The sequence below is a fragment of the Pseudomonas sp. Sample_24 genome, assembly GCF_004307605.1.
In the GTDB taxonomy this organism is placed as follows: domain Bacteria; phylum Pseudomonadota; class Gammaproteobacteria; order Pseudomonadales; family Pseudomonadaceae; genus Aquipseudomonas.
Genome location: NZ_RCNW01000332.1, coordinates 1 through 26,439, shown reverse-complemented (window position 1 = coordinate 26,439; position 26,439 = coordinate 1). Strand labels below are relative to the sequence as shown.

Below are 26,439 nucleotides of genomic sequence, written 5' to 3'. Positions count from 1 at the left end.
TTTAAGCGTTTACGCGCCGACTACGATCGGCCTTGCCAGAGGCGGGACGGCGGCGCTGACAGGCGCGATACCGGCTTCGAACTCATGGCGGAAGTATTTAATTGCGCTGCCCAACGGCTCCACGGCGCCCGGTGCGTGAGCACAGAACGTCTTGCCCGGGCCGAGGAAACCGACCAGACCCAGCAGGGTCTCGATGTCGCCTGGCTGGCCTTCGCCGTTCTCGATGGCCATCAGGAGCTTGACGCTCCAAGGCAAACCATCCCGGCAAGGGGTGCAGAAACCGCAGGATTCGCGAGCGAAGAACTGCTCCATGTTGCGCAGCAGGGACACCATGTTGACGCTGTCGTCCACCGCCATGGCCAGGCCGGTACCCATACGGGTGCCCACTTTGGCGATGCCGCCGGCGTACATTTGGGCGTCCAGGTGTTCCGGCAACAGGAAGCCGGTACCGGCGCCGCCTGGCTGCCAGCACTTGAGCTTGTAACCGTCGCGCATGCCGCCGGCGTAGTCTTCGAACAACTCGCGACCGGTGACGCCGAATGGCAATTCCCACAGGCCCGGGTTCTTGACCTTGCCGGAGAAGCCCATGAGCTTGGTGCCCATGTCTTCACTGCCTTCGCGGGCCAACGATTTGTACCAGTCCACGCCGTCGGCAATGATCGCCGGCACGTTGCACAGGGTCTCGACGTTGTTCACGCAAGTCGGCTTGCCCCACACGCCAACGGCGGCAGGGAAGGGCGGCTTGGAGCGCGGGTTGGCGCGGCGGCCTTCGAGGGAGTTGATCAGTGCGGTTTCTTCACCGCAGATATAACGCCCGGCACCGGTGTGGACGAACAGTTCGAAATCAAAACCCGAACCCAGAATGTTCTTGCCCAGCAGGCCCGCGGCCTTGGCTTCTTCCACGGCACGGTTCAGGTGCTTGGCGGCAGTGGTGTATTCGCCACGCAGGAAGATGTATCCGCGGTAGGTTTTCAGTGCGCGGGCACTGATCAGCATGCCTTCGATCAGCAGATGGGGCAGTTGCTCCATCAGCATGCGGTCTTTCCAGGTGTTGGGCTCCATTTCATCCGCGTTGCACAGCAGGTAGCGGATGTTGATGGATTCGTCCTTGGGCATCAGGCCCCACTTCACGCCAGTGGGGAAGCCTGCACCGCCGCGACCCTTGAGGCCGGAATCTTTCACGGTCTGGACGATGTCGTCCTGAGCCATGTCGGCGAAGGCCTTGCGCGCAGCGGCGTAGCCGTTCTTGGCCTGGTACTCGTCGAGCCATACGGCTTCGCCGTCGTCACGCAGACGCCAGGTGAGCGGGTGAGTCTCGGCCGAACGCTTGATGCGGTTGGCCGGGCCGAAAGAAGTCAGGGTCATACGTAGCCCTCGAGCAATTTGGCAACGCCTGCTGGCTGCACATCGCCGAACGTGTCGTCGTCGATCATCAACGCCGGCGCCTTGTCGCAGTTGCCGAGGCAGCAGACCGGCAGCAGGGTGAAACGACCGTCGGCGGTGGTTTGACCCAGGCCGATGCCGAGCTTGCTCTGGATTTCGCTGACCACCGACTCGTGGCCACCGATGTAGCAGACCATGCTGTCGCAGACGCGAATGATGTGACGACCCACCGGCTGACGGAAGATCTGGCTATAGAACGTCGCCACGCCTTCAACGTCGCTCGCCGGGATACCGAGGATCTCGCCAATGGCGTACAGAGCGCCGTCCGGCACCCAGCCACGTTCCTTCTGGACGATCTTCAGGGCTTCGATCGACGCCGCGCGCGGGTCTTCGTAGTGATGCAACTCGTGCTCGATGGCCGAGCGCTCGGTTTCACTCAAGGTGAAACGGTCTGTCTGGATAAGCGTGCTGTTCATGCTTAGCGGTCCACGTCGGCCATAACGAAATCGATACTACCCAGGTACGCGATCAAGTCCGCGACCATGCTGCCTTTGATCACCGAAGGGATCTGCTGCAGGTGCGGGAAGCTTGGGGTACGAATCCGGGTGCGGTAGCTCATGGTGCCGCCATCGCTCGTCAGGTAATAACTGTTGATGCCCTTGGTCGCTTCGATCATCTGGAAGGATTCGTTGGCCGGCATGACCGGGCCCCACGAAACTTGCAGGAAGTGCGTGATCAGGGTTTCGATGTGCTGCAGCGTGCGCTCTTTCGGCGGCGGCGTGGTCAGCGGGTGATCCGCCTTGTACGGGCCTTCCGGCATGTTGCGCATGCACTGCTCGATAATCTTGATGCTCTGACGCATTTCTTCGACGCGCACGATGCAGCGGTCGTAGGCATCGCCATTGGCAGCCAGCGGCACTTCGAATTCGAAGTTCTCGTAACCCGAGTACGGACGCGCTTTACGCAGGTCGAAGTCGCACCCGGTGGCACGCAGGCCGGCACCGGTGACGCCCCATTCCAGGGCTTGTTTGGTGTTGTAGTCGGCGACGCCGATGGTCCGGCCACGCAGGATGCTGTTGTCCAGTGCGGCTTTCTGGTATTCGTCCAGACGCTTGGGCATCCACTCGACGAAATCCTTGACCAGTTTTTCCCAGCCGCGCGGCAGGTCGTGGGCGACGCCACCGATGCGGTACCAGGCCGGGTGCAGACGGAAACCGGTGATGGCTTCGATCACCGTGTACGCCTTCTGGCGGTCGGTGAAGGTGAAGAACACCGGGGTCATGGCGCCGACGTCCTGGATGTAGGTACCCAGGAACAGCAGGTGGCTGGTGATCCGGAAGAACTCGGCCATCATGATGCGGATGACGTCGACTTTCTCCGGCACCTTGATGCCGGCCAGCTTCTCGACCGAGAGCACGTACGGCAGGTTGTTCATCACGCCGCCGAGGTAGTCGATACGGTCGGTGTACGGGATGAAGCTGTGCCAGGACTGACGCTCGGCCATTTTCTCGGCGCCACGGTGGTGGTAACCGATGTCCGGAACGCAATCGACGATTTCTTCACCGTCCAGCTGCAGGATGATGCGGAACGCACCGTGCGCCGAAGGGTGGTTCGGACCGAGGTTGAGGAACATGTAGTCCTCGTTCGGGCCGGAACGTTTCATGCCCCAGTCTTCTGGCTTGAAGCGCGCGGCTTCTTCCTCGAGCTGTTGCTTGGCCAGGGTCAGGCTGAAAGGATCGAATTCGGTGGCGCGCGCCGGGAAGTCCTTGCGCAACGGGTGACCTTCCCAGGTCGGCGGCATCATGATGCGCGACAGGTGAGGGTGGCCTTTGAAGTCGATGCCGTACATGTCCCAGACTTCACGCTCGTACCAGTTGGCGTTCGGCCAGATGCTGGTGACGGTCGGCAAGCTGAGGTCGCTCTCGGACAAGGCGACCTTGATCATCACGTCACTATTACGTTCGATCGACAGCAAGTGGTAGAACACGGAGAAATCGGCGCCGCTTGGCAACCCTTGACGCTTGGTGCGCAGACGCTCGTCCACGCCGTGCAGGTCATAAAGCATGACGTACGGCTTGGGCAGGTTACGCAGGAACGTCAGGACTTCGACGAGTTTGGCGCGGGCAACCCAAAGCACCGGCATGCCGGTGCGGGTAGGCTGGGCGGTGAACGCCTCCGGGCCAAAACGGTTGTTCAGTTCGACGACCACATCCTGGTCGTCTGCCTTGTAAGGCGGGATGTACAGAGCACTGCCTGTAGTCATGGTTATTTATCGCTTTCGGTCAACGTAAAGAATGAAGCCAGTTTCTCGTTCTATAAAAGAAGCAGATCTGGATCAGACTTCGTCGGGGCTGCGCAGGTTGGTGACTGCGATTCGCTGTTCGCGGCGCTTGTCCTTCTCGGAAGGCATCTCGGCGCGGTATACGCCTTGATCACCAACGACCCAGGAAAGCGGACGACGCTCCTGTCCAATCGACTCCTGCAACAGCATCAGGCCTTGCAGGAAAGCTTCAGGACGGGGCGGGCAGCCAGGCACGTAGACGTCCACGGGCAGGAACTTGTCCACCCCTTGAACGACAGAGTAGATGTCGTACATGCCACCGGAGTTGGCGCACGAACCCATGGAAATGACCCATTTGGGTTCGAGCATTTGCTCGTAGAGACGCTGAATGATCGGCGCCATCTTGATGAAGCAGGTACCGGCGATAACCATGAAATCCGCCTGACGCGGCGATGCCCGGATAACTTCGGCGCCAAAGCGCGCGATGTCGTGGGGCGCCGTGAAGGCGGTGGTCATTTCCACATAGCAGCACGAAAGGCCGAAGTTATACGGCCACAGGGAGTTCTTGCGCCCCCAGTTGATCGTGCCGTTAAGCACGTCTTCGAGCTTGCCCATGAAAATGTTTTTGTGGACTTGATCTTCTAACGGATCGGAAACGGTTTCCCGTTCGCCAATCGGATACTGCTCGTTAGGAGCATCGGGGTCGATCCTGGTGAGATTGTATTGCATTGCCAAAGCCTCATTGTTTCAGCTTCGCTTGCCGCTTGCGCCGAGCTTCCGGTGCCCAATCAAGGGCGCCCACTCGGAATAGGTAGACAAGACCTGCCAACAGAATTGCTATGAAAACGAGAGCTTCGACGAATCCGGTCCAGCCGCTTTCGCGGACGGACACAGACCATGCAAAGAGAAAGAGGGCTTCGATATCGAAGATCACGAACAGCATCGCGACCAGATAGAATTTGGCTGAGAGCCGCAAGCGGGCGCCACCTGTAGGTAGCATGCCGGACTCGAACGGTTCGTTTTTGCTGCGGCCCCAGGCTTTTGACCCAAGGAGGCTGGAGACGCCCAGCATGAAGGCACAGAGGCCGACGACGCCTAGAAGGAAAATGGCAAAGCCCCAGTTGTGGGCCATGAGTCCTGTCGCTTCGGGCATGCTGGTAATCCTTAACAGAGAGCAAAGGTCTCTGAGCTTGAAAAAGAACAAAGCAGTGACGATATGTCGCAGCAATCAATCCCGCTGATTTTATGGCTAAACACCCCGCAAGTAAAATTCCTATAGCGAAATTATTTATAGGAATAAGGACATAGCGCACCTCCAAAGCCCCGCAGCCCATGCGATGCGGGCATTAGCAGGGTTTTCATCAATTATGTTTTGTAGGGAATGTAACGAACATAGTTTTCGCCAAATGATAATCAATATTGTTTGAGTCGGTTTTCAAACTGTTTAACGGGTGAGTGGTCGGGAAGTTGTCTTACATGCGCGCTACTGCGAGCAGCGGACGGGGCATTTTTACCTTGGTTTTCCGAGCGAGAAACTGCTCTGGAACAATGTTTTTCCCTGAATCACCATCGCCCGCTCCCACAGGGTTCGGCGGTGATTGTATATCTCAGGCAAAAACGCCCCGAACCAGGTCGGGGTATCAGATGTGCGGCGTTGCGGTTGGCTTTCGGTCCGCAACGGCCAGTTGTTTAGGCCAAGCAGATCAGAGGCGACAGGTACGACCTTGCTATGCCTCGTGCCAATAGGAAAAAAACATAAAGTCTGCTGCGACTTTAAGGTTCTCTAAATACAGCTGTGCCCCCCATCAATTACCAGATCAGCACCGGTCATCCATGATGACTCATCGGATGCCAGGAGGATGGCAGCGCCCGTCATATCCGAGGGAATTCCGGCGCGCTGCATTGGAATCTCTTTTTTTCTGTTCTGCCATAGCTCTGGAGCGTCCCGCCACTGGTTGGCGTTGCCGTTGGTGGCGGTCAGTCCAGGTGAAAGGGTGTTGACCCTGATGCCATAGGGAGCCAGTTCCAAGGCACAGCTTCGTGTAAGCATCGACAGTGCTGCCTTGCTGGCTTGATACGCTGACATTCGGCTGACTGCCTTGAAGGCGCTGACCGATGAAATGTTAATGATGCTGCCGCCCTGTTTGCGTGCTATGCAATCTTTTGCAAAGCGTTGAGTTGCAAAGAAGGGGAAGCGGAGGTTGACTGCAAGGGTGCGTTCGTACTCATCGCCGCTCAGCTCCAGAAATGGAGTGCGGGTTATGAATGCGGGATTATTGACAAGTATATCTATCGGTCCGATGTCTGCGTGCGCTTTCTCGAAGAGCGCATTTACGCTACAGCTTTCGGCATCCATAAGCATGAAACTGGCCCGCTGTTCAAGACGCTCGGCTATTTCAATAACTGCACGCGCGCCGGCTTCATCAGTGCGTGCGGTAATGAAAACGTCGGCCCCCTGCGCAATGAAAGCTTCGGCTATTGCTCTTCCAATGCCTGCCGATGCGCCTGTTATTAGAGCTCGCTTACCTTTTAATCTTCCTTCCATGAAGGAACCTCCGTTTGGTGGTTGGGTGCAAATAGTTCAAGTAGGCGTAACGTTTGAATATAGAGAGGGATCTGCATTTTGCTGGCGTGGGATCTAACAAAACTATCTTGGTTTGTTACATGATAATTCAGAGCGGCGTTGGGTGTAATTTCTCATCAGGATTGCACTTGCGTAAATATCTATCTGTTGAAGCTTTGTTAGTATTTCGGTTTGGTTTTGGCGAAAATTCCTACGGAACTTTCATTCGTAAATTACAGACTTTTCTGAGTTGCCGGAAAGAAATGAGTGTGTAAGGCTAATTGGGCTGGCATGAAGTGGCTGGTGTATTGAATTTTGCTGTTGTACTGGCTCTTCATGTGTCATCGGTCATAGAGAGGTCGTGTATGTCAGAGCAAAAAAATAAATATATCAACACTGCCAGATCCGTCGAAATGGGTAATCCCTCCTGGGGGCTTGCACAAGAGTCGGGGCTTACCGATTTGAGTATCGAGCATACTCGACAGGGGCGCATGCAAGACCAGAACGGTCATGAATTCATGAATATGTGCTCTTGTTCATATTTGGGGCTTGAGGTCGATGAACGTCTGGCGCGACGTGCTGCAGATTATGTGCTGAGTTGCGGTACCGTGAATTTGCCCACTTCGCGTATCCGAATAAGGTTGAAAGAGCTCGATGAGCTTGAAGACGCCTTATCTGCCCATTTCAATTGTCGAGCATTCACAGCGACTTCCTGCAGCGCGGGCATCGTCGCGTCTCTTCCCCTGCTGGCAGCCGGTATGTTTACTGATGGCCAGCGCCCCTTTTTGATCTTTGATAAACATGCCCATTTTGCACTGAACCAGGTCAAGGCCATCTGCGGTGATGAAACGCAGGTTGTCACTTGCAATCACAATGATGTCGATTTCATCGAGGATATGTGCAAGCGTCATCCTTTGGTCGCGTATGTTGCTGACGGTGCTTACAGTATGGGGGGAAGTGCGCCTATTGAGCGGCTGTTGGCTTTGCAGGACAAGTTTGGGCTGTTTCTCTACTTCGATGATTCTCATTCATTGAGCGCCTATGGCGAGCGGGGTGAAGGTTATATTCGTACTTTCCTGCCTGAGCTCAATCCGCGGACCCTGTTGGTTTATTCATTGGCCAAGGCATTTGGCGCCAATGGAGGCGGTATATTCATGTCGGAGAAGGCCAACTATCAGAAGATTTTCCGTCGTTTTGGCGGGCCAATGTCCTATTCGCAATATGTGAATCCCGCCGCTATAGGCGCTGCCATGGCTTCTCTGGATATTCACAAGACCAGTGAGCTTGGCGTTTTGCAGCAGAAGCTTAGTGCCAATATTTGCCTGTTCGACAGCTTGTTTGCGACGGAGCACGCGGGGTCGGGTCTACCGATTCGGGTTATCCCATTAGACAGTCCGGATATGGCGATTTCTGTTTCGGAGGGTGTCTTCAAACGCGGGTATTACACCTCGGCAGTATTCTTTCCCATCGTGGCCAGGAACAAATCCGGTTTGCGCGTGATGATGCGTGCAGACATGTCCCAAGAAGATGTCCGGAGCTTCTGCTCCGCTGTCCAGGCAGCGGTCAAAGAGGCCTGTCTGAACCTGAAACCTGTCCAGCGTTGAGAGGTTGCGATGTCCAATCCCACACCAAGAAGTTTGCTGTATTGCTCCGCCTTGCACCCTGAGCAATACGCCAAGAGTGCTCTGACGGATGTCATGGTGATTGATCTGGAGGACGGTGTTCCGCTCTCTGGGAAAGCTGAAGCCCGGTTGTGTGTCGAACAGTTCTATCGTTCCCGTGTTACGCAGCGTACAGCACTGCGTATCAATCCTCTGCGGGACAATCAAGGGTTGCTCGATCTGCTGCTGGTGCAATCACTTGACCAGCGGCCCGAGTTCGTTGTCCTGGCAATGACCGAAGCGGCGGCGGAGATAGAGGTGGTGCGCGCCAATTTAAGTCGTGATGGAGAAAGTCCGAAAATACTGGTCACCGTCGAAACACCGGCCTGTCTGCGGGATATTTACGCCATTGCATCGAGTGCCGATGGACTGATCTTTGGTTCCGCCGACTATGCGGCCAGCCTGGGGGTGCAGATCGGTGGCTGGAGCAACATCCTGCATGCCCGTGGGAGCATCGTCGCGGCCGCAAGCGCCGCGGGTATTCCCGCGTTCGACACCGCTTACTTCAATCTCGACGACGAGGCGGGGCTGCTGAAGGAATGCCAGGACACCCGGGAGTTGGGATTCAGTGGCAAGACCTCCATTCACCCAAGGCAGATTCCCATCATCAATGATGTGTTCACTCCTTCCATCGCTGAGTACGAACATGCTTTGGCAGTTGTGCAGGCTGCGGAGAACAGTGGTGAAAAAATCACCCGGTTGAAAAACCTCATGGTGGGACCGCCGTTTGTGAAGCAAGCCAAGAAACTTATCCAGCGCGCCCAGGAACTGGGCCTTTGAGGAGAAGGTTATGGAACCGATGATTTCGGCCCATGTACGGATCGGTGCAAATCGCTACCGGGAGTCTTATGGCTTGCACTACGAAGAGTTTGTGGTGGGGGATGTATTCGAGCACCGCCCCGGCCGAACTGTGACTGAGCTGGACAACATCTGGCAGTCACTGGTGAACATGAACAACCATCCTGCACATATCGACGTTGCTTATGCCCAGCGCACCGAATTCGGGAAATTGCTGGTCAACAGTTCGGTGACCTTGTCGATTATCAGCGGCATGACGGTAGCGACAATGAGTGCCCGGGCGATCGCAAACCTGGGCTGGGACGAAATTCGTCTGCCAAATCCGGTTTATGTCGGCGACACCTTGTACGCCGAGAGCGAGGTTGTCTCCAAGCGTGAATCCCGATCGCGTCCGGGGCAAGGCATTGTCACCATCAGGGTGATTGGTCGTAAGCAGGATGACACCCCCGTGATCACTTACCTGCGCACCTTTTTGGTTCCCAAGCAAGGGCATTCCCAAGACTACCCGGTCGGCTAGGCGTCTCGGGATGGCGATGTCGATGGATGGAGGCACTCAAGCATGAGTGCTGCCGGCTCGAGGATGGCCCGTATCTTCGAAAAGCTTTGATGGAAAAGGAAAAGCCATGCTGCTTCTTAATCGCGAAGATATCGGGCGTTGTGTCGAGTTACTAACGCTTGTTCGCGCACTCGAAAAAGCCCACCGGGGGTTTGCACTCTCGCCTCCTGTGGTTCCGCAACGTTCGATCATCACACACGAGCGACAGAAAGCATTCTCTTTGTTCATGCCGGCCTTTTTGCCCGGAAGCCAGACTCTGGGCATCAAAGTGTCGTCGTTTCATCCCGGTAACGCTATGCATGGGTTATCGGGGGTCAATGGCGCGGTTTTGCTGATCGATATCGACAGCGGGAGGTTGCTAGCCATGATTGACAGTGCAGCCCTGACGGCGATTCGTACCAGTGCCATGAGTGCCCTGGCGACGGACAAGCTCTGCCCGCGGGAGCGACTCAATCTGGCGGTGATCGGTGCTGGGGCTCAGGCCGCAGCGCATACCAAGGCGATGGCCGCTATCAGAGATCTGGGGCAGGTCAGGATATTTTCCCGTTGCCTGGCCAAAAGTGTCGCTTTGGCCGAGCGCCTGTCCATTGAGCTTGCGCTGCCGGTCGAGGCCGTCAACCGCATGGAGGAGGCGCTGGCTGATGCGGACATAGTCTGCACGACGACCTCCCATGACAGTCCACTGCCCTTGATTGGAGTGCATCAGCTCAAATCCGATGCCCATATCAATGCCATTGGTGGCAGTACGCTTCAGGCATGCGAGATCGATCCCCGGTTACTGGGCAACGCTCAAGTTCATGTCGATCATTTGGACGCCGCATGTCGTGAGTCGGGCGAAATTGCACAGGCGTTGGCGTTGTCGGTGATTGGTGTAAAGGACATCCGGGAAATCGGTGCTTTAGCCGTCGAGCAGCCTTCGCCAGTAACGCATAAACAAGGTCTGAGTTATTTCCGCAGCGTCGGCCACGCCAGTCAGGACATGGTGGTCGCTGCCTGCCTATATGACGTGGCCATGGCACGGAACATCGGCAAACACTGCGACTACCTCAGCGGCTGAGGCCTGCCAGGCGCGAAATTTGAATCGGCAATGCTACTGCTAGGGTAGGAGGAGAAGCTCATGAATATTCTGATGATTGATTCGCGGAGAGTGAATTATGTCGACCCTGGGGAGTATGTCTCGGGTTCGGCGCATCAGCCCTATAGCCTGGAGGTCACATCCCGGCCCTCGGATGAACAATTGGCCCGCGCCGACGGGATCATCGCCTTTCATTCGGTTGTCATCGACGCGCCATTGGTGGCCAGGATGCATCGATGCCGCGCGTTGGTGAAGGCGACCATTGGCCTTGATGATGTGGATGTCGAGGCTTTGAGCGCGAAAGGCATTCTTTGCTCCAACATCGGCTCTGTGGGGGCGGAGGAAGTCGCGGAGCACGCCATGGCGTTGATTCTCTTTGCCCAGCGCAAGCTTCTCGACTACGCCAGGCACACCCGGCAGGGCGGCTGGAGCTGGCGAGCTCATACTGGCGAGGTCAAAGCCTGCGCAGATACGGTTCTGGGGTTGATCGGTTATGGCGCAACAGGGCGAGCATTGGCGCGCAGAGCGGTGGCCCTGGGTTACCGGATTTGTTTTTACGATCCTTGGGTCGAGCGCTGTGTCGAAGGTATTGCGCAGGGCGGCACGCTGGAGTCGTTGCTCGATACGGCCGATGTCATATCGCTGCATTTGCCTCTTAATCCGGACACTGCGCATTTGATGAACGATGCGCGATTTTCGCGGATGAAGCACGGTGCGACCCTGGTCAATACTGCGCGAGGTGGCATCGTCGATACCAATGCTCTGCTTCTGGCCCTGCAGTCCGGGGTAGTGTCAATGGCACTGCTGGATGTCGTGCAGGAGGAACCGGCACCTCCCCAGGCCCTGATCGAACATGAGCGTGTGTTATTGACGCCGCATGCCGCGTTTTACAGCGAACGCTCTCTGGCCGATTTGAAGGCCAATGCCCTGGAAACGATTCTGGGTCTGCTACAGGGGACAAAGATCAAAACCGTGGTCAATCCCGATTGCGTATCGGGGGGAGGCAAAGGGATATGCCTGAATTAAAACTGGCGGGACTTGAAACTTCCCGATCCGGGTTGCCAGCCTGGTTCGACGTGGCGATCGGCAGCAGTATTCTTCAATACGGTCAGCGCTTGGCGGCGCGACAGCTGTTGGTCAATACGCTGGGCAATATCGCTGTACGAAGCCACTGCGCATACTGGCAGCGCGAAGTGATCTACACCAAACACCGCGGCGTCTCCCTGGAAGAGTGCGGTCTTGAACATCTGGCTGTGCTGGATATGCAGTCCGATGAGCTTTTGCACGGTCGTTTCAGACCCAGCCTGGGGCACCAGATGCACCGGGAAATCATGCGCTGTCGCGCTGATGTCAATGCCACGGTGCATCTTCATCCCAATGAAGTCATTTCCTTCTTCGCTGTCATGCAATGGCGTGAAATGGAGTACGTGTCGAACGACACGGCACTGGTGATGGGCAAGCCACCGTGCATTCTTGGTGAGGGTGTGAATGTCGAACTGGATGTCAGTGCCATTGGCCGCTGCGCCAGCGACACCAACTGCATTGTCATGCCCAGTCATGGCATTACCTGTTTTGGCCGCGACCTGTCCGAGGCGTTTCATCGTGCCGTGGCATTCACTGCGGAAATCAGTCGATTGATTACGAGCCAGTATTTATCGGCGGCCACAGGGAAGTCGGTGGTGTATGCCAGCGACGAAAAGGTCAGGCAGATGTATGAGCTCGGCGAACAGGTGATCTACGGAGGGATGCACAAATGAAGTTTCACGGACACATCTTGCGTTCCGGATTATGGAAGTCTCCGGAACGCGATCTCTCGTCGGTGTTGCTGGATCTGAATGAAAACCAGTTTCTACATGAGTTTCTGGCGCGGTTCATGGCCACCGAATTGAAGCCTCGGGATCTGTTCACCTACCCCAATTATCAGCCACTCCTTAGCGAGCTGGCAAAGTACTGCAAGGTGTCGACCGACAGCTTGCTGTTGACCAATGGGGCGGATCAGGCAATCGATCTGGTGATACGGTCGGTGTTTTCGCCCGGGGATCGGGTGGTAGTTCCTTCTCCGGTTTTTTCCTTCTATTACCAGATGCTCGAAGTCAATGGCGTGGCGCCGGTGATCGTGGGCTTCGAGAAACAAGCCCAAAGATTCGTGCTGCCGACCGAGGCTGTGCTCGAGGCTTTGCAAACCTGTCAGGGACTGATCCTGTGTAACCCCAACAATCCTCTGGGCGTACGTATTGATCCTGAGCAATTGAAAGCTCTTGTCGAGACTTGTGTAAGACAAGACAAGCCGATGATCGTTGACGAATGCTACTTTGAGTACCTGCAACACTCGTGTCTGGATACATTCAACACGGCCAGGCAGTTGTTCGTCATCCGTTCGTTCTCAAAGTACTTTGGCCTTGCCGGGTTGCGTCTGGGGTATGTGATCACGCGACCGGAATCAATCCGTGAACTGATGAAGGTGCGCGGACCCTGGGATGTAAACCATGTGGCGGTGAAAGCTGCGCTGTTCTGCTTGCAGAACCGGGAAGCATTGCAGCGGGCTCACGATAAACTCGCGCAGATCAAGCGTGAAATAATCGAAGTCTGTCGGGCCAACGCGATCGTCGTATACGAAAGCGATACGAATTTTTTGCTGTTGCAGGATCAGTCCGACGGTCGTCTGGCCAACGCTTTCGCTCAGGCCAAAATTCGCGTCAGCGACTGTTCGCAGTACCCCCACAGCTTCGGCCTGCTCCACAATATGTTGCGTGTGGCCATTCCTGCTTCGTCGGATCTCAAAACATTCCTGATGGCAATATTGCTTGGCAGCGGCAGTACGGCTGCCAGCGTTGCTCACTTGCGCAGCGTCGAGGTGATTCTCAAGTGAAGGAATTGCTGAAAAGGATCGGTATGGCAGAAGGGATGCGCAATATCGTTTTGCTTCGGTTGCTGTTCGTCATGGCGAATGCCTTGGGGCCTTTTGCTGCTTTGTTTTTCCAGCGCCACTACCAGCTCGACAGTTCGGCGGTGGCCTTGGTAATCACGCTGATGTCGGCGTTCTATCTGTTGGGCAATCTGTTGGGCGGGGTGCTGATCGGTCGTTGTTCCTTCCGGGTGCTATTGATCTGTACCTCGTCTTGTTCATCGGTGTTTTTGTTGTTGGCTGCACTGTTCAGCTCATCGATCGCATCCATTGTGATGGTGCTGCTGTTCATGCTGTGTGCGGGCCTGATCACGCCGGTATTTAGTGTCCTCACGTCCTTGGTGGCGGATGAAAGCAATCGCGTCGCCAACTTTGGCTATTTACACCTGGCCAGCAATCTGGGGGGCGCGCTGCTGTTCGTGATTGGTGGGTATTTGCTCGGCCTGGACAGTCACTACCTGATGATTTTTGCGATGGTCGTGAGTGTGTTGTGCCTTTTGGCGAGTATCTTTCTGGCTCTGCCGGAACGCCAGAGCGCCGTACCTGAAGCCAGAAGGGCTTCCATCGGCGCACTGGTTGATGTGCCAAGGATCGTGATCGTTGCGGGCGCAATGTTCTTTGCGTTGTCGGTGCTGGATGCGCAGCGTGAATATCAGCTGCCTCTATGGCTTGACGTGGTAACGGCGGGGAAGGCCGCCAGCGTGTTCGGTGCTGTAGGTATCGTCAATGCGTTGATGGTGATCGTGTTGACGCAACCACTGATAGGGTTGACGTCGCGTTTCGGGGCGCTCACCAATCTGTCCCTGGCTGCGGTTTTTTACGGTATCGGATTTGGCGCCTATGCCTTTTTCGAGCAGACAGTTCTGATCCTGTCGTTTGTTTTCTTCTGGACGCTGGGTGAGATTCTCGGAGTTACCTACATCACCGCGCTGATTTCGCAGAAAACCACATTGCAAACCCAGGCCAGTCTTTTTTCCCTTATTCCGATCGTGCTGGCGGGGGCGAGGATGGTATCCGTAGGGCTGGGCGCCTCGTTGATCAGCGGGGTCGGTTTCCAGCTGAGTTGGAGTCTTTATGGGCTGTTGGGCCTCCTGTTCGGAGGCGGCTGTCTTTTGGTTGCTGCCAGGACGGCTGTAGCGCCCCGTATTTCATCGCCGGACAGGAACTGAAGCAAATCGACCGGTAACTTTTAAGGAGTGTGAGCCGAGCGAGTCGTTGTTCAGCTCCTGCAATGTTGAGGAACCTCTATGCGACCACAGTATGATCCAGTCTGGGTTGAAAGTACGGCTCAGGCCAAATGGCTTCAAGGTGATGTATTCAGGGCGGTCGAAGATCAAAGTCGGCCGAAGTTTTATGCCTGCTCGATGCTTCCCTATCCATCGGGAAAGTTGCATATGGGGCACGTTCGCAACTATACGATCAACGACATGTTGGCCCGTCATTTACGCATGAAAGGGTTCAATGTCCTGATGCCGATGGGCTGGGATGCTTTTGGTTTGCCGGCAGAGAATGCGGCCATGCAGTCGGGTGTTTCTCCCGCCGAGTGGACACGACTGAACATTGCGGACATGAAGGCGCAAATGCAGCCGCTGGGGCTGGCCTTCGATTGGTCGCGCGAGATCGCCACCAGCGACCCACAGTATTACAAATGGAGTCAGTGGTTCTTCCTCAAGTTGCTGGAAAAGGGCGTGGCCTACAAGAAAACCCAGATAGTCAACTGGGATCCTGTCGACCAAACGGTGCTGGCCAATGAGCAGGTGATCGAAGGTCGAGGCTGGCGCTCGGGGGCGCTGGTCGAGAAGCGGGAAATTCCCGGGTACTACCTGCGTATCACGCAATATGCCGAAGAGTTGCTATCGGCCATCGACACGCTGGATGGCTGGCCCGAAAGGGTGCGCACCATGCAGCGCAACTGGATCGGCAAGGCCAGCGGTGTTCGTCTGGCATTTGCCCACCAGATCCGGGATGCGTCGGAGCAACTTATCGATGCAGGCAAGCTGTGGGTGTTCACAACCCGGGTGGATACGCTGATGGGGGTGACCTTCTGTGCCATTTCTCCCGAGCATGCACTGGCCAGGCGGGCTCTGGAGCTTGATCCGAGCCTGGAGTTGCAGGTGCGGGCGTGTCGTCAAGCGGCGGATGCCGGTCCCGCCTCCAGCGTTCAGGTCAAGATCGGCGTTCCCAGCGGTTTGCACGTCGAGCACCCGTTGACCGGTGAGCCTGTCGCACTGTGGATTACCAACTATGTGCTCAGCGAATACGGTGAAGGGGCCCTGATGGCCGTGCCTGCCCACGATGAGCGTGACTTCAACTTTGCCCATCAATACGGTTTGCCTGTTCGCCAGGTCATTGCCTCCGATGATCAGGCGTACGAGCCCGAGGTCTGGTCAGACGATTACACCCGTCGGGACGGCCATCTGATCAACTCCGGCACCTTCGATGGGCTGACAGTCGAACAGGCCACTCAGGCCATCGTCGCGGCGTTGGTTGAATGTGGCATGGGCGAGGAAACCACCACGTGGCGCCTGCGCGATTGGGGGATTTCACGGCAGCGGTACTGGGGAACCCCAATTCCCATCATCCATTGTGAACAATGTGGCGACATCCCGGTACCTTACGCAGATCTGCCCGTGGTGTTACCCACCGATTGTGTTCCCGACGGCAGCGCAAACCCGTTACTGGAACATGAAGGATTTCGCCATGTGGCTTGCCCTCGCTGCGCGGCGCCGGCGCTTCGAGAAACGGACACCATGGATACCTTCGTCGACTCAAGCTGGTACTTCATGCGCTACTGCGATCCCGACAGTGCTACCGCGATGGTGGGGCCAGGCAGCCAATACTGGATGCCCGTCGATCAATACATCGGCGGTATCGAGCATGCTGTGCTGCATTTGCTGTACGCCAGGTTCTGGACCCGGGCTATGCGGGATGAAGGGCTGGTGGCGTTCAGCGAACCGTTCAAGAACCTGTTCACCCAAGGCATGCTGTTGCGGGAAAGTTATTACCGCAAAGCGGATGATGGCAGTCGGCGATGGTTTTATCCCGCGCAGGTGACGGTCGAGTACGATGAAAAAGGTCGCCCGGTAAAGGCTACGGCGCTTGAGGACGGTTTGCCCGTCACCATTGGCGGCGTGGAGAAAATGTCCAAGTCGAAGAACAACGTCGTCGAGCCGAAGGACATCATCAACACGTTCGGCGCCGACACTGCCCGTTTGTTTACTATTTTCGCGGGACCTCCCGACCAGGACACGATCTGGAGCGACAGTGGGGTGGAGGGTGCTTATCGCTTCCTGCGCCGGCTATGGACTTTTGCCTGTGACAGCCGGGCCCCGGATGGTGGGGATGCTCGGGTTGAGGACGTTGCCGAATCCAGACGCGTGCGCTTTGAGATACATCGCTTGCTGCAGCAGATCAACAACGATTACGAACGGCTGCAATACAACACTGTGGTTTCGGGTGCGATGAAGATGTTCAAGGTGCTGGAGGGCGGCAGGTCGGCTGGCCCGCACGCGGCCCGCGAGGGGATGGCGATCCTGTTGCAGGTCCTGTATCCCGTTACGCCGCACATCGCCCAGACACTCTGGGCGGAACTGGGTTTCGCAGGTGACATCTACGACAGTTCGTGGCCGGTACCCGACAATGAAGCCTTGAAACAGAACGAAGTAAAAATGATGGTGCAAGTCAACGGCAAGTTGCGTGGGGACATCATGATCCAGGTTGATGCCGATCACGATGCGATACGGAGCCAGGCATTGGCTGATCCGGTGTTGCGCAGTTATCTGGAAGGCGCGGGCAGGATGATTGTGGTGCCCAATCGACTGGTTAACTTCGTTATCTGATTCCCGGTCGCTCACTCCGCTTAGAGATGGAGCAACGTTTTTGCCCAGACTGCCGCCGACCTTTGTAGGAGCTGACGAGTGAAACGAGGCTGCGATCTTTTGACTTTGTTTTTTAGAAGCAAGATCAAAAGATCGCAGCCTCGTTTCACTCGTCAGCTCCTACCGGGGTTTTGCAGTGTTGGTTAAATCGCAGACAAAAAAACGCCCCGAACCAGGCGGTCGGGGCGTCAGATGTGCAGCGCTGCGGTTAGCTTTCTATTCAGTCCGCAGCGGCTGTTTACTCAAGAAGCAGATCAGTGGAACTGTTCTTCTTCAGTCGAGCCGGTCAGTGCGGTTACCGAAGACGAGCCACCCTGGATCACGGTGGTCATGTCGTCGAAGTAGCCGGTGCCCACTTCCTGCTGGTGAGCCACGAAGGTGTAGCCCTTCGATGCGTCAGCGAACTCTTGCTCTTGCAGCTTCACGTAGGCAGTCATGTCGTTGCGGGCGTAGTCGTGCGCCAGGTTGAACATGCTGTGCCACATGTTGTGAATGCCGGCCAGGGTGATGAACTGGTGCTTGTAGCCCATGGCGGACAGTTCGCGCTGGAACTTGGCGATGGTCGCGTCGTCCAGATTCTTCTTCCAGTTGAAGGAAGGCGAGCAGTTGTAGGACAGCAGTTGGTCCGGGTATTCCTTCTTGATCGCTTCAGCGAAGCGACGCGCCTCTTCCAGGTCTGGCTTGGCGGTTTCGCACCAGATCAGGTCGGCGTACGGAGCGTAAGCCAGGCCACGAGCGATCGCCTGGTCCAGGCCGGCGCGCACTTTGTAGAAACCTTCCTGGGTGCGTTCGCCCGTTACGAACGGCTGGTCGTACGGGTCGCAGTCGGAAGTCAGCAGGTCCGCAGCGTTCGCGTCGGTACGAGCCAGGATGATGGTCGGCGTACCGGCAACGTCAGCAGCCAGACGTGCAGCGGTCAGCTTCTGTACGGCTTCCTGGGTAGGAACCAGTACTTTGCCGCCCATGTGGCCGCATTTCTTCACGGAAGCCAATTGGTCTTCGAAGTGAACGCCGGCGGCGCCTGCTTCGATCATGCTCTTCATCAGCTCGTAAGCGTTCAGTACGCCGCCGAAACCGGCTTCAGCGTCAGCCACAATCGGTGCGAAGTAGTCGATGTAGCCGTCGTCGCCCGGGTTCTTGCCGGCTTTCCACTGGATCTGGTCGGCACGACGGAACGAGTTGTTGATGCGCTTGACCACGGTTGGAACCGAGTCCACCGGGTACAGCGACTGGTCCGGGTACATCGATTCGGCGGAGTTGTTGTCCGCAGCCACTTGCCAGCCCGACAGGTAGATTGCCTGGATACCGGCTTTGACTTGTTGCACAGCCTGGCCGCCGGTCAGGGCGCCCATGCAGTTGACGAAATCTTTCTCAGGACGGAAGGCTGGCTTGGCACCCTGGGTAACCAGGTTCCACAGCTTCTCGGCGCCCATTTTTGCAAAGGTGTGCTCAGGTTGAACCGAGCCACGCAGGCGGACGACGTCAGCAGCGGAGTAAGTGCGTGTCACGCCTTTCCAGCGCGGGTTTTCAGCCCAGTCTTTTTCGAGGGCTGCAATTTGCTGTTCGCGTGTCAGTGCCATGGAGATAAACCTCGTCGCGTCTTTTATGAAAAGTTGTTCTGCGGTGGAAAATTCCTGCGCTCGCTGACCAGAAGCTTAGGCGGTCAAGTCGGATTCGGCGGGGGTGGCGACGGGATGAACGATGGGCTCGAGGGGGAAGTGAGCAGGTAAAGGCGAACTGCGGGCGCATTCGGGCGTCGTGGGCCTTGGTACGAACATCAGTGTGGTGCCGGGTTACCTAAATACGCTTCCGTCCCTCGGGACAACTTCGTTCCAGTCGGCAACCTCGTCAAACACACCTTGTGGGCGGTACAGACACGAAGCGGTTCGCGGGGTAGGTGCGAACGTCGCCTCGAAGGCCCTTGCCAGGGCCCCTGATTAGCGGGAGCGAGGCCATCATGCCTTTGCTTTTTTGGCTCGTCAAACGTTTTGTAGTGCTTTTTTTCAAGCACTACATCTTTGGTCTAATACGACTAATCAGTCAGTTTTCGATGACTTAGTCCAAAGTGTCGACTTTCACGCGCAGGGTCATGTCATTGCGGCTCTGTGTCGAGTAGCTGCGGGCTATGCCCTGTTTGTCGGCCTGGGTCTGGCCATTGACCCCGGCCAGCAGGATCCATTCACCAAGACGTCCGGTGACGGTTGTGTCGGTACTTTGTACGTTCACTACATCGGGACGTTCCTGGCTCAAGCGGTCACGGTTGGTACTGATCGACAGGTGGACGATTTCGCCGGTGACGTTGGCTGTGACGTAAAAGCCCTGGGTGACGTTGCGGTATTCAGTCTGGCTGCGCAGGTCGCCGTAGGAGTCGCTCTGGGTGCTGGTCAGCGGTACGCTCTGGCCGACCTGGATCAGCGCCGGCATGCCATCGGTGGCCTGGACTTGTTGAATTCCGCCGTCACGACTGGCGGTGCTACGGCTGATGATGCGAGTTTGGCCGGGCTTGGCGCCGTTGACTGAATAACCCTGATCGCCCTGTACGTTGTTGTCGTTGGTGTCGACGGTGATCAGCAGGCGCTTGGGTGCGGTGTCGAGTTGGCCGATCAGCGCTTTAAGTTCGTCGATCTTGCGTTGATCGGCATTGACTATTAACTGATTTCCGTAGGCGCTGACGTTGCCGTCCTTGCCGATGAAGTCTTGTGCCACGGGTAACATGTCGGCGCTGGTGTGGTAATTCAAAGGCACGATTTCGGTGGCTGCCATGACCGAAAAACTGCAGCTCACCAGCAGTGTGGTGAGCAGGGTGCGTAGGGACATATCCGTTATCTCCGCAATCAAAGGCTTGATATTGCCAGTTTGTCGGCCTGGGGTGGGGCAAGTTGAATCCTAGACAGCAAAACGCCCCGGCATCTGGGGGTGCAGGGGCGTTTTGTGATGCGATCGAAGCTTTTGTGGCGAGGGAGCTTGCTCCCGCTGGGCTGCGCAGCGGCCCTAAAATTTTCAGGGCCGCTTCGCGTCCCAGCGGGAGCAAGCTCCCTCGCCACAGGGATCAAACTTTAAGCCTTAAGCCTTAAGGCTTAAACCTCAGGCAGAATGGCGAACCATGTCCACATGCGGGATTCCGGCTTCGAGGAACTCCTCACTGACCATGCTGAAACCCAGGCGTTCATAGAACGCCGTGGCTTGCACCTGGGCGCTGAGCATTTGCTGCTTGAGCCCGCGTTCTTCGGCTTCACCGATCACGGCCTGCATCAGCGCGTCGCCGACTTTCAAGCCGCGCCAGTCCTTGAGGACCGACACCCGGCCGATGTGACCGTCCGGCAGCAGGCGTGCGGTGCCAATGGGGAAGTCGCCTTCGAATGCAAGGAAATGCACGGCCGTTGCATCGTCGGCGTCCCATTCCAGTTCAGGCGGTACGCATTGCTCGGCGACGAACACCGTTTCACGAATGCGCCGGATCTCGGCGTTGTCCTTTTGCCAGTCTGCGACACGTACGTGAATCTTATTCATCGGCGAACCCCAGGCTTCCTTGCTTGACCAGCTCGCAGAGCAGCCCGCGACCGTCTTCGTCGCTGAGCCAATCGCCAAGGTTGTCGACGTGCAGGGCGTCGGCGGCGCAGATCATCTTCAGCAGTTCGCGCAGTTTGCCCGGCAGATAACGACTCTGGCCGCTGGCGAACAACAGCAAGTCGTCATCGACTTCCGACCAGGCCAGGCGCGCGCTCGGGTTACGGATCAAGACGGCGCCTTGCTCCAGCGCACCCAGGACGTCGTCTTCTGCGAGGTCTTCAGGGCCGACCACCAGCTCTGGATAGCGCGGCTCGGTCATGAACTGGCCGAACCAGGTCAGCAGCAGGCGCTCGTCGCTCATGTGTTCGGCCAGCAGGCTTTTCAGGCGATCGAGGGCGTCGTGCTGGATCTGGTGCGGGTCGGCGGCCGGCAAGGCGTCGGCGTCGGTGTAGCGTTCTTCGTCCGGCAGGAACTGGCTGAGGAAGTCGGTGAAGTGAGTCAGCACTTCAGCGGCGCTCGGTGCGCGGAAGCCGACCGAGTAGGTCAGGCAGTCGTCGACGGCGACGCCGCAGTGGGCCAGGCGCGGCGGCAGGTACAGCATGTCGCCCGGCTCCAGGACCCATTCATCGGTCGCTTCGAAATCAGCGAGGATGCGCAAGTCGGCGTGTTGCAGCAGCGGGCTTTCGGAATCGCACATCTGGCCAATCTTCCAGTTGCGCTTGCCGTGGCCTTGCAGCAGGAAAACATCGTAGTTGTCGAAGTGCGGACCGACGCTGCCACCCGGTGCAGCAAAGCTGATCATCACATCGTCGATGCGCCAGCTTGGCAGGAAGCGGAAGTTTTCCAGCAGTTCACTGACTTCCGGTACGAACTGGTCGACCGCTTGAACCAGCAGGGTCCAGTCGCGCTCCGGCAACTTGCTGAATTCGTCCTCGGCAAACGGGCCGCGACGCAATTCCCATGGACGCTCGCCGTTCTCGATGATCAGGCGCGATTCAACTTCTTCTTCCAGCGCCAGGCCGGCCAGTTCGTCGGCGTCGATCGGGCTTTCGAAATCAGGAATTGCCTGGCGGATCAGCAGTGGTTTTTTCTGCCAGTAATCGCGCAGGAATTCCCGTGCCGTGATGCCGCCCAGAAGTTGAAGAGGAGTGTCAGGATTCATGTGTAACCTATTGAAAAAAAGCACTTTTCATACGGGAATAAAAACGCCCGGCGCGGCCGGGCGTCTTAAAGGGGTCCAGCGGTCGATCAGATGCGTTTGGCTTGCTCTACAGCGTTACCGATGTAGTTGGCCGGGGTGAGCAATTTCAGCTCGGCCTTCGCGGCGGCTGGCATGTCCAGGCCGTCGATGAAAGTCTGCAGCGCTTGCGGGCTGATGCCCTTGCCGCGGGTCAATTCTTTCAGCTTTTCGTACGGGTTTTCGATGTTGTAGCGACGCATCACGGTCTGGATCGGCTCGGCCAATACTTCCCAGCACGCGTCCAGGTCAGCGGCAATCTTCTGCTCGTTGAGCTCCAGTTTGCTGATGCCCTTGAGGCTGGCTTCGTACGCGATCACGCTGTGGGCGAAGCCGACACCGAGGTTGCGCAGTACGGTGGAGTCGGTCAGGTCGCGCTGCCAGCGGGAGATCGGCAGTTTGCTCGCCAGGTGCTGGAATAGTGCGTTGGCGATGCCCAGGTTGCCTTCGGAGTTTTCGAAGTCGATCGGGTTGACCTTGTGCGGCATGGTCGACGAACCGATTTCGCCAGCGATGGTGCGCTGTTTGAAATAACCCAGGGAGATGTAGCCCCAGATGTCGCGGTCGAAGTCGATCAGGATGGTGTTGAAGCGCGCGATCGCGTCGAACAGCTCGGCGATGTAGTCGTGCGGTTCGATCTGCGTGGTGTACGGGTTGAAGCCCAGGCCCAGCTCGTCTTCGATGAAGGCGCGGGCGTTGGCTTCCCAGTCGATCTCGGGGTAGGCCGACAGGTGAGCGTTGTAGTTGCCGACAGCGCCGTTGATCTTGCCCAGCAGTGGCACGGCAGCGACTTGAGCGATCTGGCGCTCCAGACGGTAGACCACGTTGGCCAGTTCTTTGCCCAGGGTAGTCGGCGAGGCCGGTTGACCGTGGGTGCGCGACAGCATCGGCACGTCGGCGAAGCGGATGGCCAGCTCGCGGATGGCGTTGGCGGTCTGGCGCATCAGCGGCAGCATCACGTCATCACGGCCTTCGCGCAGCATCAGGGCGTGGGACAGGTTGTTGATGTCCTCGCTGGTGCAGGCAAAGTGGATGAATTCGCTGACCTTGGCCAATTCCGGCAGTTTGGCCGCTTGCTCTTTGAGCAGGTATTCGATGGCTTTGACGTCGTGGTTGGTGGTGCGCTCGATCTCTTTGACGCGCTCGGCGTGTTCCAGAGAGAAATTTTCCGCCAGGGCATTCAATACAGCGTTGGCTTCGGCGGAGAACGCCGGCACTTCGCTGATGGCAGGGTGAGCGGCCAGGCGCTGGAGCCAGCGCACTTCAACCAGAACGCGGGCACGGATCAGGCCGTACTCGCTGAAAATTGGGCGCAGGGCCTGGGTTTTGCCGGCGTAGCGGCCGTCAACAGGGGAAACCGCAGTGAGCGAAGAAAGCTGCATGGGGTGTTCTCGGACAGTCGGGCAACGAAATGGGGCGCGTATCATACATGAAAAAATCCGCCGGTCCGTCGCCAACTGACCGGCGTATTACGCGTATTGCTAGGTTCGGTTCCGTCGATGCGAGTTATTCGTTACGCATCAATGGGTAAAGTTCTTTGAGCAATTTGCGACGGCTGATCACCAGTTGCCAGCGATGCCCGCCCAATTGCCGCCACAGGCGTGCCGAACGAATGCCGGCCAACAACAAGGCGCGGATTTTCGAGGCATTGCTCGGTTGCTGCAGGTTGCGCATGTCGCCATGCACCTGGATGCGTTGGCGCAGGGTGCTCAAGGTGTCCTGATACAGCGCGCCGCAGGCGGCGATCACGTTTTCGTGGGCCGGGCCGAAGTGTTCGACCTGGGATTGAATTTGCGGCAGGCGCTTGCCGATCACATCCAGCATGTCACTGCGCTTGGCCAGCTGCCGCTCAAGACCGAGCATGGCCAGCGCATAGCGCAACGGCTCGCGTTGCAGGGCGCTCGGGTCGCGTTCGAGGGCGCCGATCAGCGCGCGATAGCCTTCGCGCAGATTGAGGTCGTCGCCCCCGTAGACTTCCAGGGTGTCCTTGGGGTCGCGGATCAACAGGCTGCCGAGCATGCAGGTCAGGCCGGCTTCGCTGGTCTGTCCGGTCTTGGCGATCTTGTCTACCAGTACGGCGGCGAGAAATACGCCGCCCAGCGCCGTCAGTTGTTCCTGGGTGGGAGTCATTGCTGCTCGCCTTCAAGAGCGCCTTTGCTGGTCCATGGCTCTGCTACTTCAATGACGCCGCCGCCGAGGCAGATTTCGCCGTCGTAGAACACCACCGATTGGCCTGGAGTGACCGCGCGCTGCGGGTCATCGAAGTTCGCGCGATAGCCGTCGGCAGTCTTTTCCAGGGTGCAAGGCTGGTCGCTCTGGCGATAGCGCACCTTGGCGGTCAGCTTGCGCGGCTGGCTCAGGTCGATCGGGTTGACCCAATAGATGTCCGAGGCGAGCAGGGCGCGGGAGAACAGCCACGGGTGATCGTTGCCCTGGCCGACGATCAGCTCGTTGTGCTCCAGGTCTTTGACCAGCACGTACCACGGCTCGTCACTGGCGTCTTTCAAGCCGCCAATGCCCAGGCCCTGGCGCTGGCCGATGGTGTGGTACATCAGGCCGTGGTGACGGCCGATGATTTCGCCTTCGGTGGTCTTGATCTCGCCTGGTTGAGCTGGCAGGTATTGCTTGAGGAAATCGCTGAACCGGCGCTCGCCGATGAAGCAGATCCCGGTGGAGTCTTTCTTCTTCGCGGTTGCCAGCTGGTATTTCTCGGCAATCGCCCGCACTTGTGGTTTTTCCAGTTCGCCGACCGGGAACAGGGTCTTGGCGATCTGTTCGCCACCGACGGCGTGCAGGAAATAGCTCTGGTCCTTGTTCGGGTCCAGGCCTTTGAGCAATTCGGTGCGGCCATCGATGTCGCGGCGACGCACGTAGTGACCGGTGGCGATCAGGTCGGCGCCCAGCATCATGGCGTAGTCGAGGAACGCCTTGAACTTGATTTCGCGGTTGCACAGGATGTCCGGATTCGGCGTGCGACCGGCCTTGTATTCGGCCAGGAAATGCTCGAACACGTTGTCCCAGTACTCCGCCGCGAAGTTGGCGGTGTGCAGCTTGATGCCGATTTTGTCGCACACGGCCTGGGCGTCCGCCAGGTCATCCATGGCGGTGCAGTATTCCGTTCCATCGTCTTCTTCCCAGTTCTTCATGAACAGGCCTTCCACCTCATAACCCTGCTCGATCAGCAGGAGGGCGGAAACGGAAGAGTCCACGCCGCCGGACATGCCGACAATGACGCGCTTCTTTTTTGTGTCAGAAGGGGCTGGATCACGCATAGGGATTCAATGAGTGTCTTGAAAAAGGACGCGATTCTAGCAGGCTCAGGCCCGCAAGGCTAAAGAGAAGGACGGATCAATTCGAGGCTGAAGTGTTGGCCGCCCAGATAGTCGTCGATGCAGCGGATGATCAGTTCGCTGCGCCAGTTATCGCGCTGCTCGATTAATTCGTCGCGGGTCAACCACTTGGCACCGACGATGCCGTCGTCCAATTGATAATCCGGGTGGTGTTTCAGTGGTTTGGCGATGAAGCAGACCCGTTGGTAAGTCACGCCGTTACTCGGGGCGGTGTAGAGGTAAATGCCCAGCACGCCGGTCGGTTCGACGTCCCAGCCGGTTTCCTCGAGAGTTTCGCGCACGGCGGCTTCGGTCAGGGTTTCGTTCGGGTCGAGGTGGCCGGCCGGTTGATTGAGTACGACGCGACCGTGCTTGAGTTCCTCGACCATCAGGAAGCGGCCGTTGTCTTCGACGATGGTGGCGACGGTGATGTGGGGTTGCCAGGTCATGAAGCTTCCTCGATGTTGAATGCTGGAGCACAGTCCCTGTGGGAGCTGGCTTGCCAGCGATAGCGGTGGGTCAGTCAATGTTGATGTCGAATGATAAATCGTCATCGCTGGCAAGCCAGCTCCCTCAGGTTTTTGTGCCAATCATTAAGTACCGAAAACACAAACCCCGGCACAGGGCCGGGGTTTGTGGTACCTCCTTGCAGCCTTACACCAGCGCAGCAATCGCCGCGTTGAGTGTGGCGCTTGGACGCATGGCCTTGCTGATCAGCTCGGCGCTGGCGTGGTAGTAGCCGCCAATGTCCACTGGCTTGCCCTGAACGGCGTTGAGCTCGGCAACGATGGTTGCCTCGTTCTCGGTCAGGGTCTTGGCCAGCGTCGCGAACTGCGCTTGCAGTGCAGTGTCTTCGGTCTGGGCAGCCAGGGCTTGAGCCCAGTACAGCGCCAGGTAGAAGTGGCTGCCGCGGTTGTCGATGTTGCCGACTTTGCGCGATGGCGACTTGTTGTTGTCCAGGAACTGGCCGGTGGCCTGGTCCAGGGTCTTGGCCAGAACCAGCGCCTTTGGATTGTTGTAGGTCACGCCCAGGTGTTCCAGGGATGCGGCCAATGCCAGGAACTCACCCAGCGAATCCCAGCGCAGGAAGTTTTCTTCCAGCAGCTGCTGAACATGCTTCGGCGCCGAACCTCCGGCGCCGGTTTCGAACAGGCCACCGCCGTTCATCAGCGGCACGATCGACAGCATCTTGGCGCTGGTGCCCAGTTCCATGATCGGGAACAGGTCGGTCAGGTAGTCGCGCAGTACGTTGCCGGTCACCGA

The 26,439-nt window shown here is 57.6% G+C and carries 24 protein-coding genes; 9 read left to right on the top strand and 15 right to left on the bottom strand.

Features of this window, described 5'->3' with window-relative positions; translation table 11 throughout:
* Positions 1-9: 9 nt before the first annotated feature.
* The 6 genes from nuoF to D8V06_RS18115 form a co-directional block, all read right to left on the bottom strand.
* Complete coding sequence (nuoF, locus tag D8V06_RS18140; RefSeq protein WP_007970446.1) at positions 10-1,365, bottom strand: NADH-quinone oxidoreductase subunit NuoF; 1,356 nt, start codon at positions 1,363-1,365, stop codon at positions 10-12.
* Entirely contained in the window at positions 1,362-1,859 is a 498-nt protein-coding gene (gene nuoE / locus D8V06_RS18135; RefSeq protein ID WP_008020715.1) for an NADH-quinone oxidoreductase subunit NuoE, read from the bottom strand. Before nuoE ends, nuoF begins: the two co-directional genes overlap by 4 nt.
* Before the next feature lie 2 nt (positions 1,860-1,861).
* Entirely contained in the window at positions 1,862-3,646 is a 1,785-nt protein-coding gene (gene nuoC / locus D8V06_RS18130) for an NADH-quinone oxidoreductase subunit C/D (protein ID WP_056854619.1), read from the bottom strand.
* 72 nt (positions 3,647-3,718) lie between these two features.
* Positions 3,719-4,393, bottom strand: a complete 675-nt coding sequence (locus D8V06_RS18125; RefSeq protein ID WP_008032725.1) for an NADH-quinone oxidoreductase subunit NuoB — start codon at positions 4,391-4,393, stop codon at positions 3,719-3,721.
* Between the two features lie 10 nt (positions 4,394-4,403).
* Entirely contained in the window at positions 4,404-4,817 is a 414-nt protein-coding gene (locus tag D8V06_RS18120; RefSeq protein ID WP_003223812.1) for an NADH-quinone oxidoreductase subunit A, read from the bottom strand.
* Between the two features lie 630 nt (positions 4,818-5,447).
* Positions 5,448-6,209, bottom strand: a complete 762-nt coding sequence (locus tag D8V06_RS18115) for an SDR family oxidoreductase (protein ID WP_015094377.1) — start codon at positions 6,207-6,209, stop codon at positions 5,448-5,450.
* 383 nt (positions 6,210-6,592) lie between these two features.
* Here D8V06_RS18115 and D8V06_RS18110 point away from each other — a divergent pair, with 383 nt between their 5' ends.
* From D8V06_RS18110 to leuS, 9 genes are all read left to right on the top strand, one after another.
* A complete protein-coding gene (locus D8V06_RS18110) occupies positions 6,593-7,831 on the top strand; it encodes an aminotransferase class I/II-fold pyridoxal phosphate-dependent enzyme (RefSeq protein WP_130931462.1) in 1,239 nt (412 codons plus the stop codon).
* A 9-nt stretch (positions 7,832-7,840) separates the two neighbouring features.
* The gene (locus D8V06_RS18105) at positions 7,841-8,668 is read left to right on the top strand and encodes a CoA ester lyase (protein WP_130931461.1); all 828 of its coding nucleotides are present in this window, start codon (positions 7,841-7,843) and stop codon (positions 8,666-8,668) included.
* Between the two features lie 10 nt (positions 8,669-8,678).
* The gene (locus D8V06_RS18100; RefSeq protein ID WP_015094380.1) at positions 8,679-9,203 is read left to right on the top strand and encodes a MaoC family dehydratase; all 525 of its coding nucleotides are present in this window, start codon (positions 8,679-8,681) and stop codon (positions 9,201-9,203) included.
* 106 nt (positions 9,204-9,309) lie between these two features.
* Positions 9,310-10,299: an ornithine cyclodeaminase family protein gene (locus D8V06_RS18095; protein ID WP_015094381.1), complete on the top strand. Its 990-nt coding sequence runs from the start codon at positions 9,310-9,312 to the stop codon at positions 10,297-10,299.
* 60 nt (positions 10,300-10,359) lie between these two features.
* Positions 10,360-11,343 carry a C-terminal binding protein gene (locus D8V06_RS18090; RefSeq protein WP_015094382.1) on the top strand — a complete coding sequence of 328 codons (984 nt, stop codon included), beginning with the start codon at positions 10,360-10,362 and terminating at the stop codon, positions 11,341-11,343.
* Positions 11,331-12,074: a class II aldolase/adducin family protein gene (locus D8V06_RS18085; RefSeq protein WP_130931460.1), complete on the top strand. Its 744-nt coding sequence runs from the start codon at positions 11,331-11,333 to the stop codon at positions 12,072-12,074. Before D8V06_RS18090 ends, D8V06_RS18085 begins: the two co-directional genes overlap by 13 nt.
* The gene (locus D8V06_RS18080) at positions 12,071-13,186 is read left to right on the top strand and encodes a histidinol-phosphate transaminase (protein ID WP_130931459.1); all 1,116 of its coding nucleotides are present in this window, start codon (positions 12,071-12,073) and stop codon (positions 13,184-13,186) included. Before D8V06_RS18085 ends, D8V06_RS18080 begins: the two co-directional genes overlap by 4 nt.
* The gene (locus D8V06_RS18075; protein ID WP_241667841.1) at positions 13,183-14,391 is read left to right on the top strand and encodes an MFS transporter; all 1,209 of its coding nucleotides are present in this window, start codon (positions 13,183-13,185) and stop codon (positions 14,389-14,391) included. The genes D8V06_RS18080 and D8V06_RS18075 overlap by 4 nt, the downstream gene beginning before the upstream one ends.
* A gap of 78 nt (positions 14,392-14,469) precedes the next feature.
* Entirely contained in the window at positions 14,470-17,061 is a 2,592-nt protein-coding gene (leuS, locus tag D8V06_RS18070; RefSeq protein ID WP_130931458.1) for a leucine--tRNA ligase, read from the top strand.
* Positions 17,062-17,354: 293 nt separating this feature from the next.
* Here the strand turns inward: leuS and aceA are convergent, their stop codons facing one another.
* From aceA to D8V06_RS18020, 9 genes are all read right to left on the bottom strand, one after another.
* Positions 17,355-18,680: an isocitrate lyase gene (gene aceA / locus D8V06_RS18065; protein WP_056854618.1), complete on the bottom strand. Its 1,326-nt coding sequence runs from the start codon at positions 18,678-18,680 to the stop codon at positions 17,355-17,357.
* A gap of 475 nt (positions 18,681-19,155) precedes the next feature.
* Complete coding sequence (locus D8V06_RS18060; RefSeq protein ID WP_056854617.1) at positions 19,156-19,917, bottom strand: secretin N-terminal domain-containing protein; 762 nt, start codon at positions 19,915-19,917, stop codon at positions 19,156-19,158.
* A gap of 267 nt (positions 19,918-20,184) precedes the next feature.
* Positions 20,185-20,610, bottom strand: a complete 426-nt coding sequence (locus D8V06_RS18050) for a GNAT family N-acetyltransferase (protein ID WP_056854616.1) — start codon at positions 20,608-20,610, stop codon at positions 20,185-20,187.
* Complete coding sequence (locus D8V06_RS18045; protein ID WP_130906286.1) at positions 20,603-21,772, bottom strand: cupin domain-containing protein; 1,170 nt, start codon at positions 21,770-21,772, stop codon at positions 20,603-20,605. The genes D8V06_RS18050 and D8V06_RS18045 overlap by 8 nt, the downstream gene beginning before the upstream one ends.
* Before the next feature lie 86 nt (positions 21,773-21,858).
* On the bottom strand, positions 21,859-23,229 hold the full coding sequence (gene purB / locus D8V06_RS18040; protein ID WP_056854614.1) for an adenylosuccinate lyase: 1,371 nt from the start codon (positions 23,227-23,229) through the stop codon (positions 21,859-21,861).
* 124 nt (positions 23,230-23,353) lie between these two features.
* Positions 23,354-23,977: a high frequency lysogenization protein HflD gene (gene hflD / locus D8V06_RS18035; RefSeq protein ID WP_056854613.1), complete on the bottom strand. Its 624-nt coding sequence runs from the start codon at positions 23,975-23,977 to the stop codon at positions 23,354-23,356.
* A complete protein-coding gene (gene mnmA, locus D8V06_RS18030; protein ID WP_130931456.1) occupies positions 23,974-25,119 on the bottom strand; it encodes a tRNA 2-thiouridine(34) synthase MnmA in 1,146 nt (381 codons plus the stop codon). The genes hflD and mnmA overlap by 4 nt, the downstream gene beginning before the upstream one ends.
* Positions 25,120-25,178: 59 nt before the next feature.
* Positions 25,179-25,625 (bottom strand): NUDIX hydrolase, encoded by a 447-nt coding sequence (locus D8V06_RS18025; RefSeq protein WP_130906288.1) that lies wholly within the window; start codon positions 25,623-25,625, stop codon positions 25,179-25,181.
* A gap of 205 nt (positions 25,626-25,830) precedes the next feature.
* Positions 25,831-26,439 (bottom strand): NADP-dependent isocitrate dehydrogenase (locus D8V06_RS18020; protein WP_177434447.1); only part of this gene is annotated, 609 nt, incomplete at its 5' end.

Bases quoted from the DNA above. Each gene is read 5' to 3' on its own strand.
- nuoF (WP_007970446.1), bottom strand. From the start codon at position 1,365: ATGACCCTGACTTCTTTCGGCCCGGCCAACCGCATCAAGCGTTCGGCC.
- nuoE (WP_008020715.1), bottom strand. From the start codon at position 1,859: ATGAACAGCACGCTTATCCAGACAGACCGTTTCACCTTGAGTGAAACC.
- nuoC (WP_056854619.1), bottom strand. From the start codon at position 3,646: ATGACTACAGGCAGTGCTCTGTACATCCCGCCTTACAAGGCAGACGAC.
- D8V06_RS18125 (WP_008032725.1), bottom strand. From the start codon at position 4,393: ATGCAATACAATCTCACCAGGATCGACCCCGATGCTCCTAACGAGCAG.
- D8V06_RS18120 (WP_003223812.1), bottom strand. From the start codon at position 4,817: ATGCCCGAAGCGACAGGACTCATGGCCCACAACTGGGGCTTTGCCATT.
- D8V06_RS18115 (WP_015094377.1), bottom strand. From the start codon at position 6,209: ATGGAAGGAAGATTAAAAGGTAAGCGAGCTCTAATAACAGGCGCATCG.
- D8V06_RS18110 (WP_130931462.1), top strand. From the start codon at position 6,593: ATGTCAGAGCAAAAAAATAAATATATCAACACTGCCAGATCCGTCGAA.
- D8V06_RS18105 (WP_130931461.1), top strand. From the start codon at position 7,841: ATGTCCAATCCCACACCAAGAAGTTTGCTGTATTGCTCCGCCTTGCAC.
- D8V06_RS18100 (WP_015094380.1), top strand. From the start codon at position 8,679: ATGGAACCGATGATTTCGGCCCATGTACGGATCGGTGCAAATCGCTAC.
- D8V06_RS18095 (WP_015094381.1), top strand. From the start codon at position 9,310: ATGCTGCTTCTTAATCGCGAAGATATCGGGCGTTGTGTCGAGTTACTA.
- D8V06_RS18090 (WP_015094382.1), top strand. From the start codon at position 10,360: ATGAATATTCTGATGATTGATTCGCGGAGAGTGAATTATGTCGACCCT.
- D8V06_RS18085 (WP_130931460.1), top strand. From the start codon at position 11,331: ATGCCTGAATTAAAACTGGCGGGACTTGAAACTTCCCGATCCGGGTTG.
- D8V06_RS18080 (WP_130931459.1), top strand. From the start codon at position 12,071: ATGAAGTTTCACGGACACATCTTGCGTTCCGGATTATGGAAGTCTCCG.
- leuS (WP_130931458.1), top strand. From the start codon at position 14,470: ATGCGACCACAGTATGATCCAGTCTGGGTTGAAAGTACGGCTCAGGCC.
- aceA (WP_056854618.1), bottom strand. From the start codon at position 18,680: ATGGCACTGACACGCGAACAGCAAATTGCAGCCCTCGAAAAAGACTGG.
- D8V06_RS18060 (WP_056854617.1), bottom strand. From the start codon at position 19,917: ATGTCCCTACGCACCCTGCTCACCACACTGCTGGTGAGCTGCAGTTTT.
- D8V06_RS18050 (WP_056854616.1), bottom strand. From the start codon at position 20,610: ATGAATAAGATTCACGTACGTGTCGCAGACTGGCAAAAGGACAACGCC.
- D8V06_RS18045 (WP_130906286.1), bottom strand. From the start codon at position 21,772: ATGAATCCTGACACTCCTCTTCAACTTCTGGGCGGCATCACGGCACGG.
- purB (WP_056854614.1), bottom strand. From the start codon at position 23,229: ATGCAGCTTTCTTCGCTCACTGCGGTTTCCCCTGTTGACGGCCGCTAC.
- hflD (WP_056854613.1), bottom strand. From the start codon at position 23,977: ATGACTCCCACCCAGGAACAACTGACGGCGCTGGGCGGCGTATTTCTC.
- mnmA (WP_130931456.1), bottom strand. From the start codon at position 25,119: ATGCGTGATCCAGCCCCTTCTGACACAAAAAAGAAGCGCGTCATTGTC.
- D8V06_RS18025 (WP_130906288.1), bottom strand. From the start codon at position 25,625: ATGACCTGGCAACCCCACATCACCGTCGCCACCATCGTCGAAGACAAC.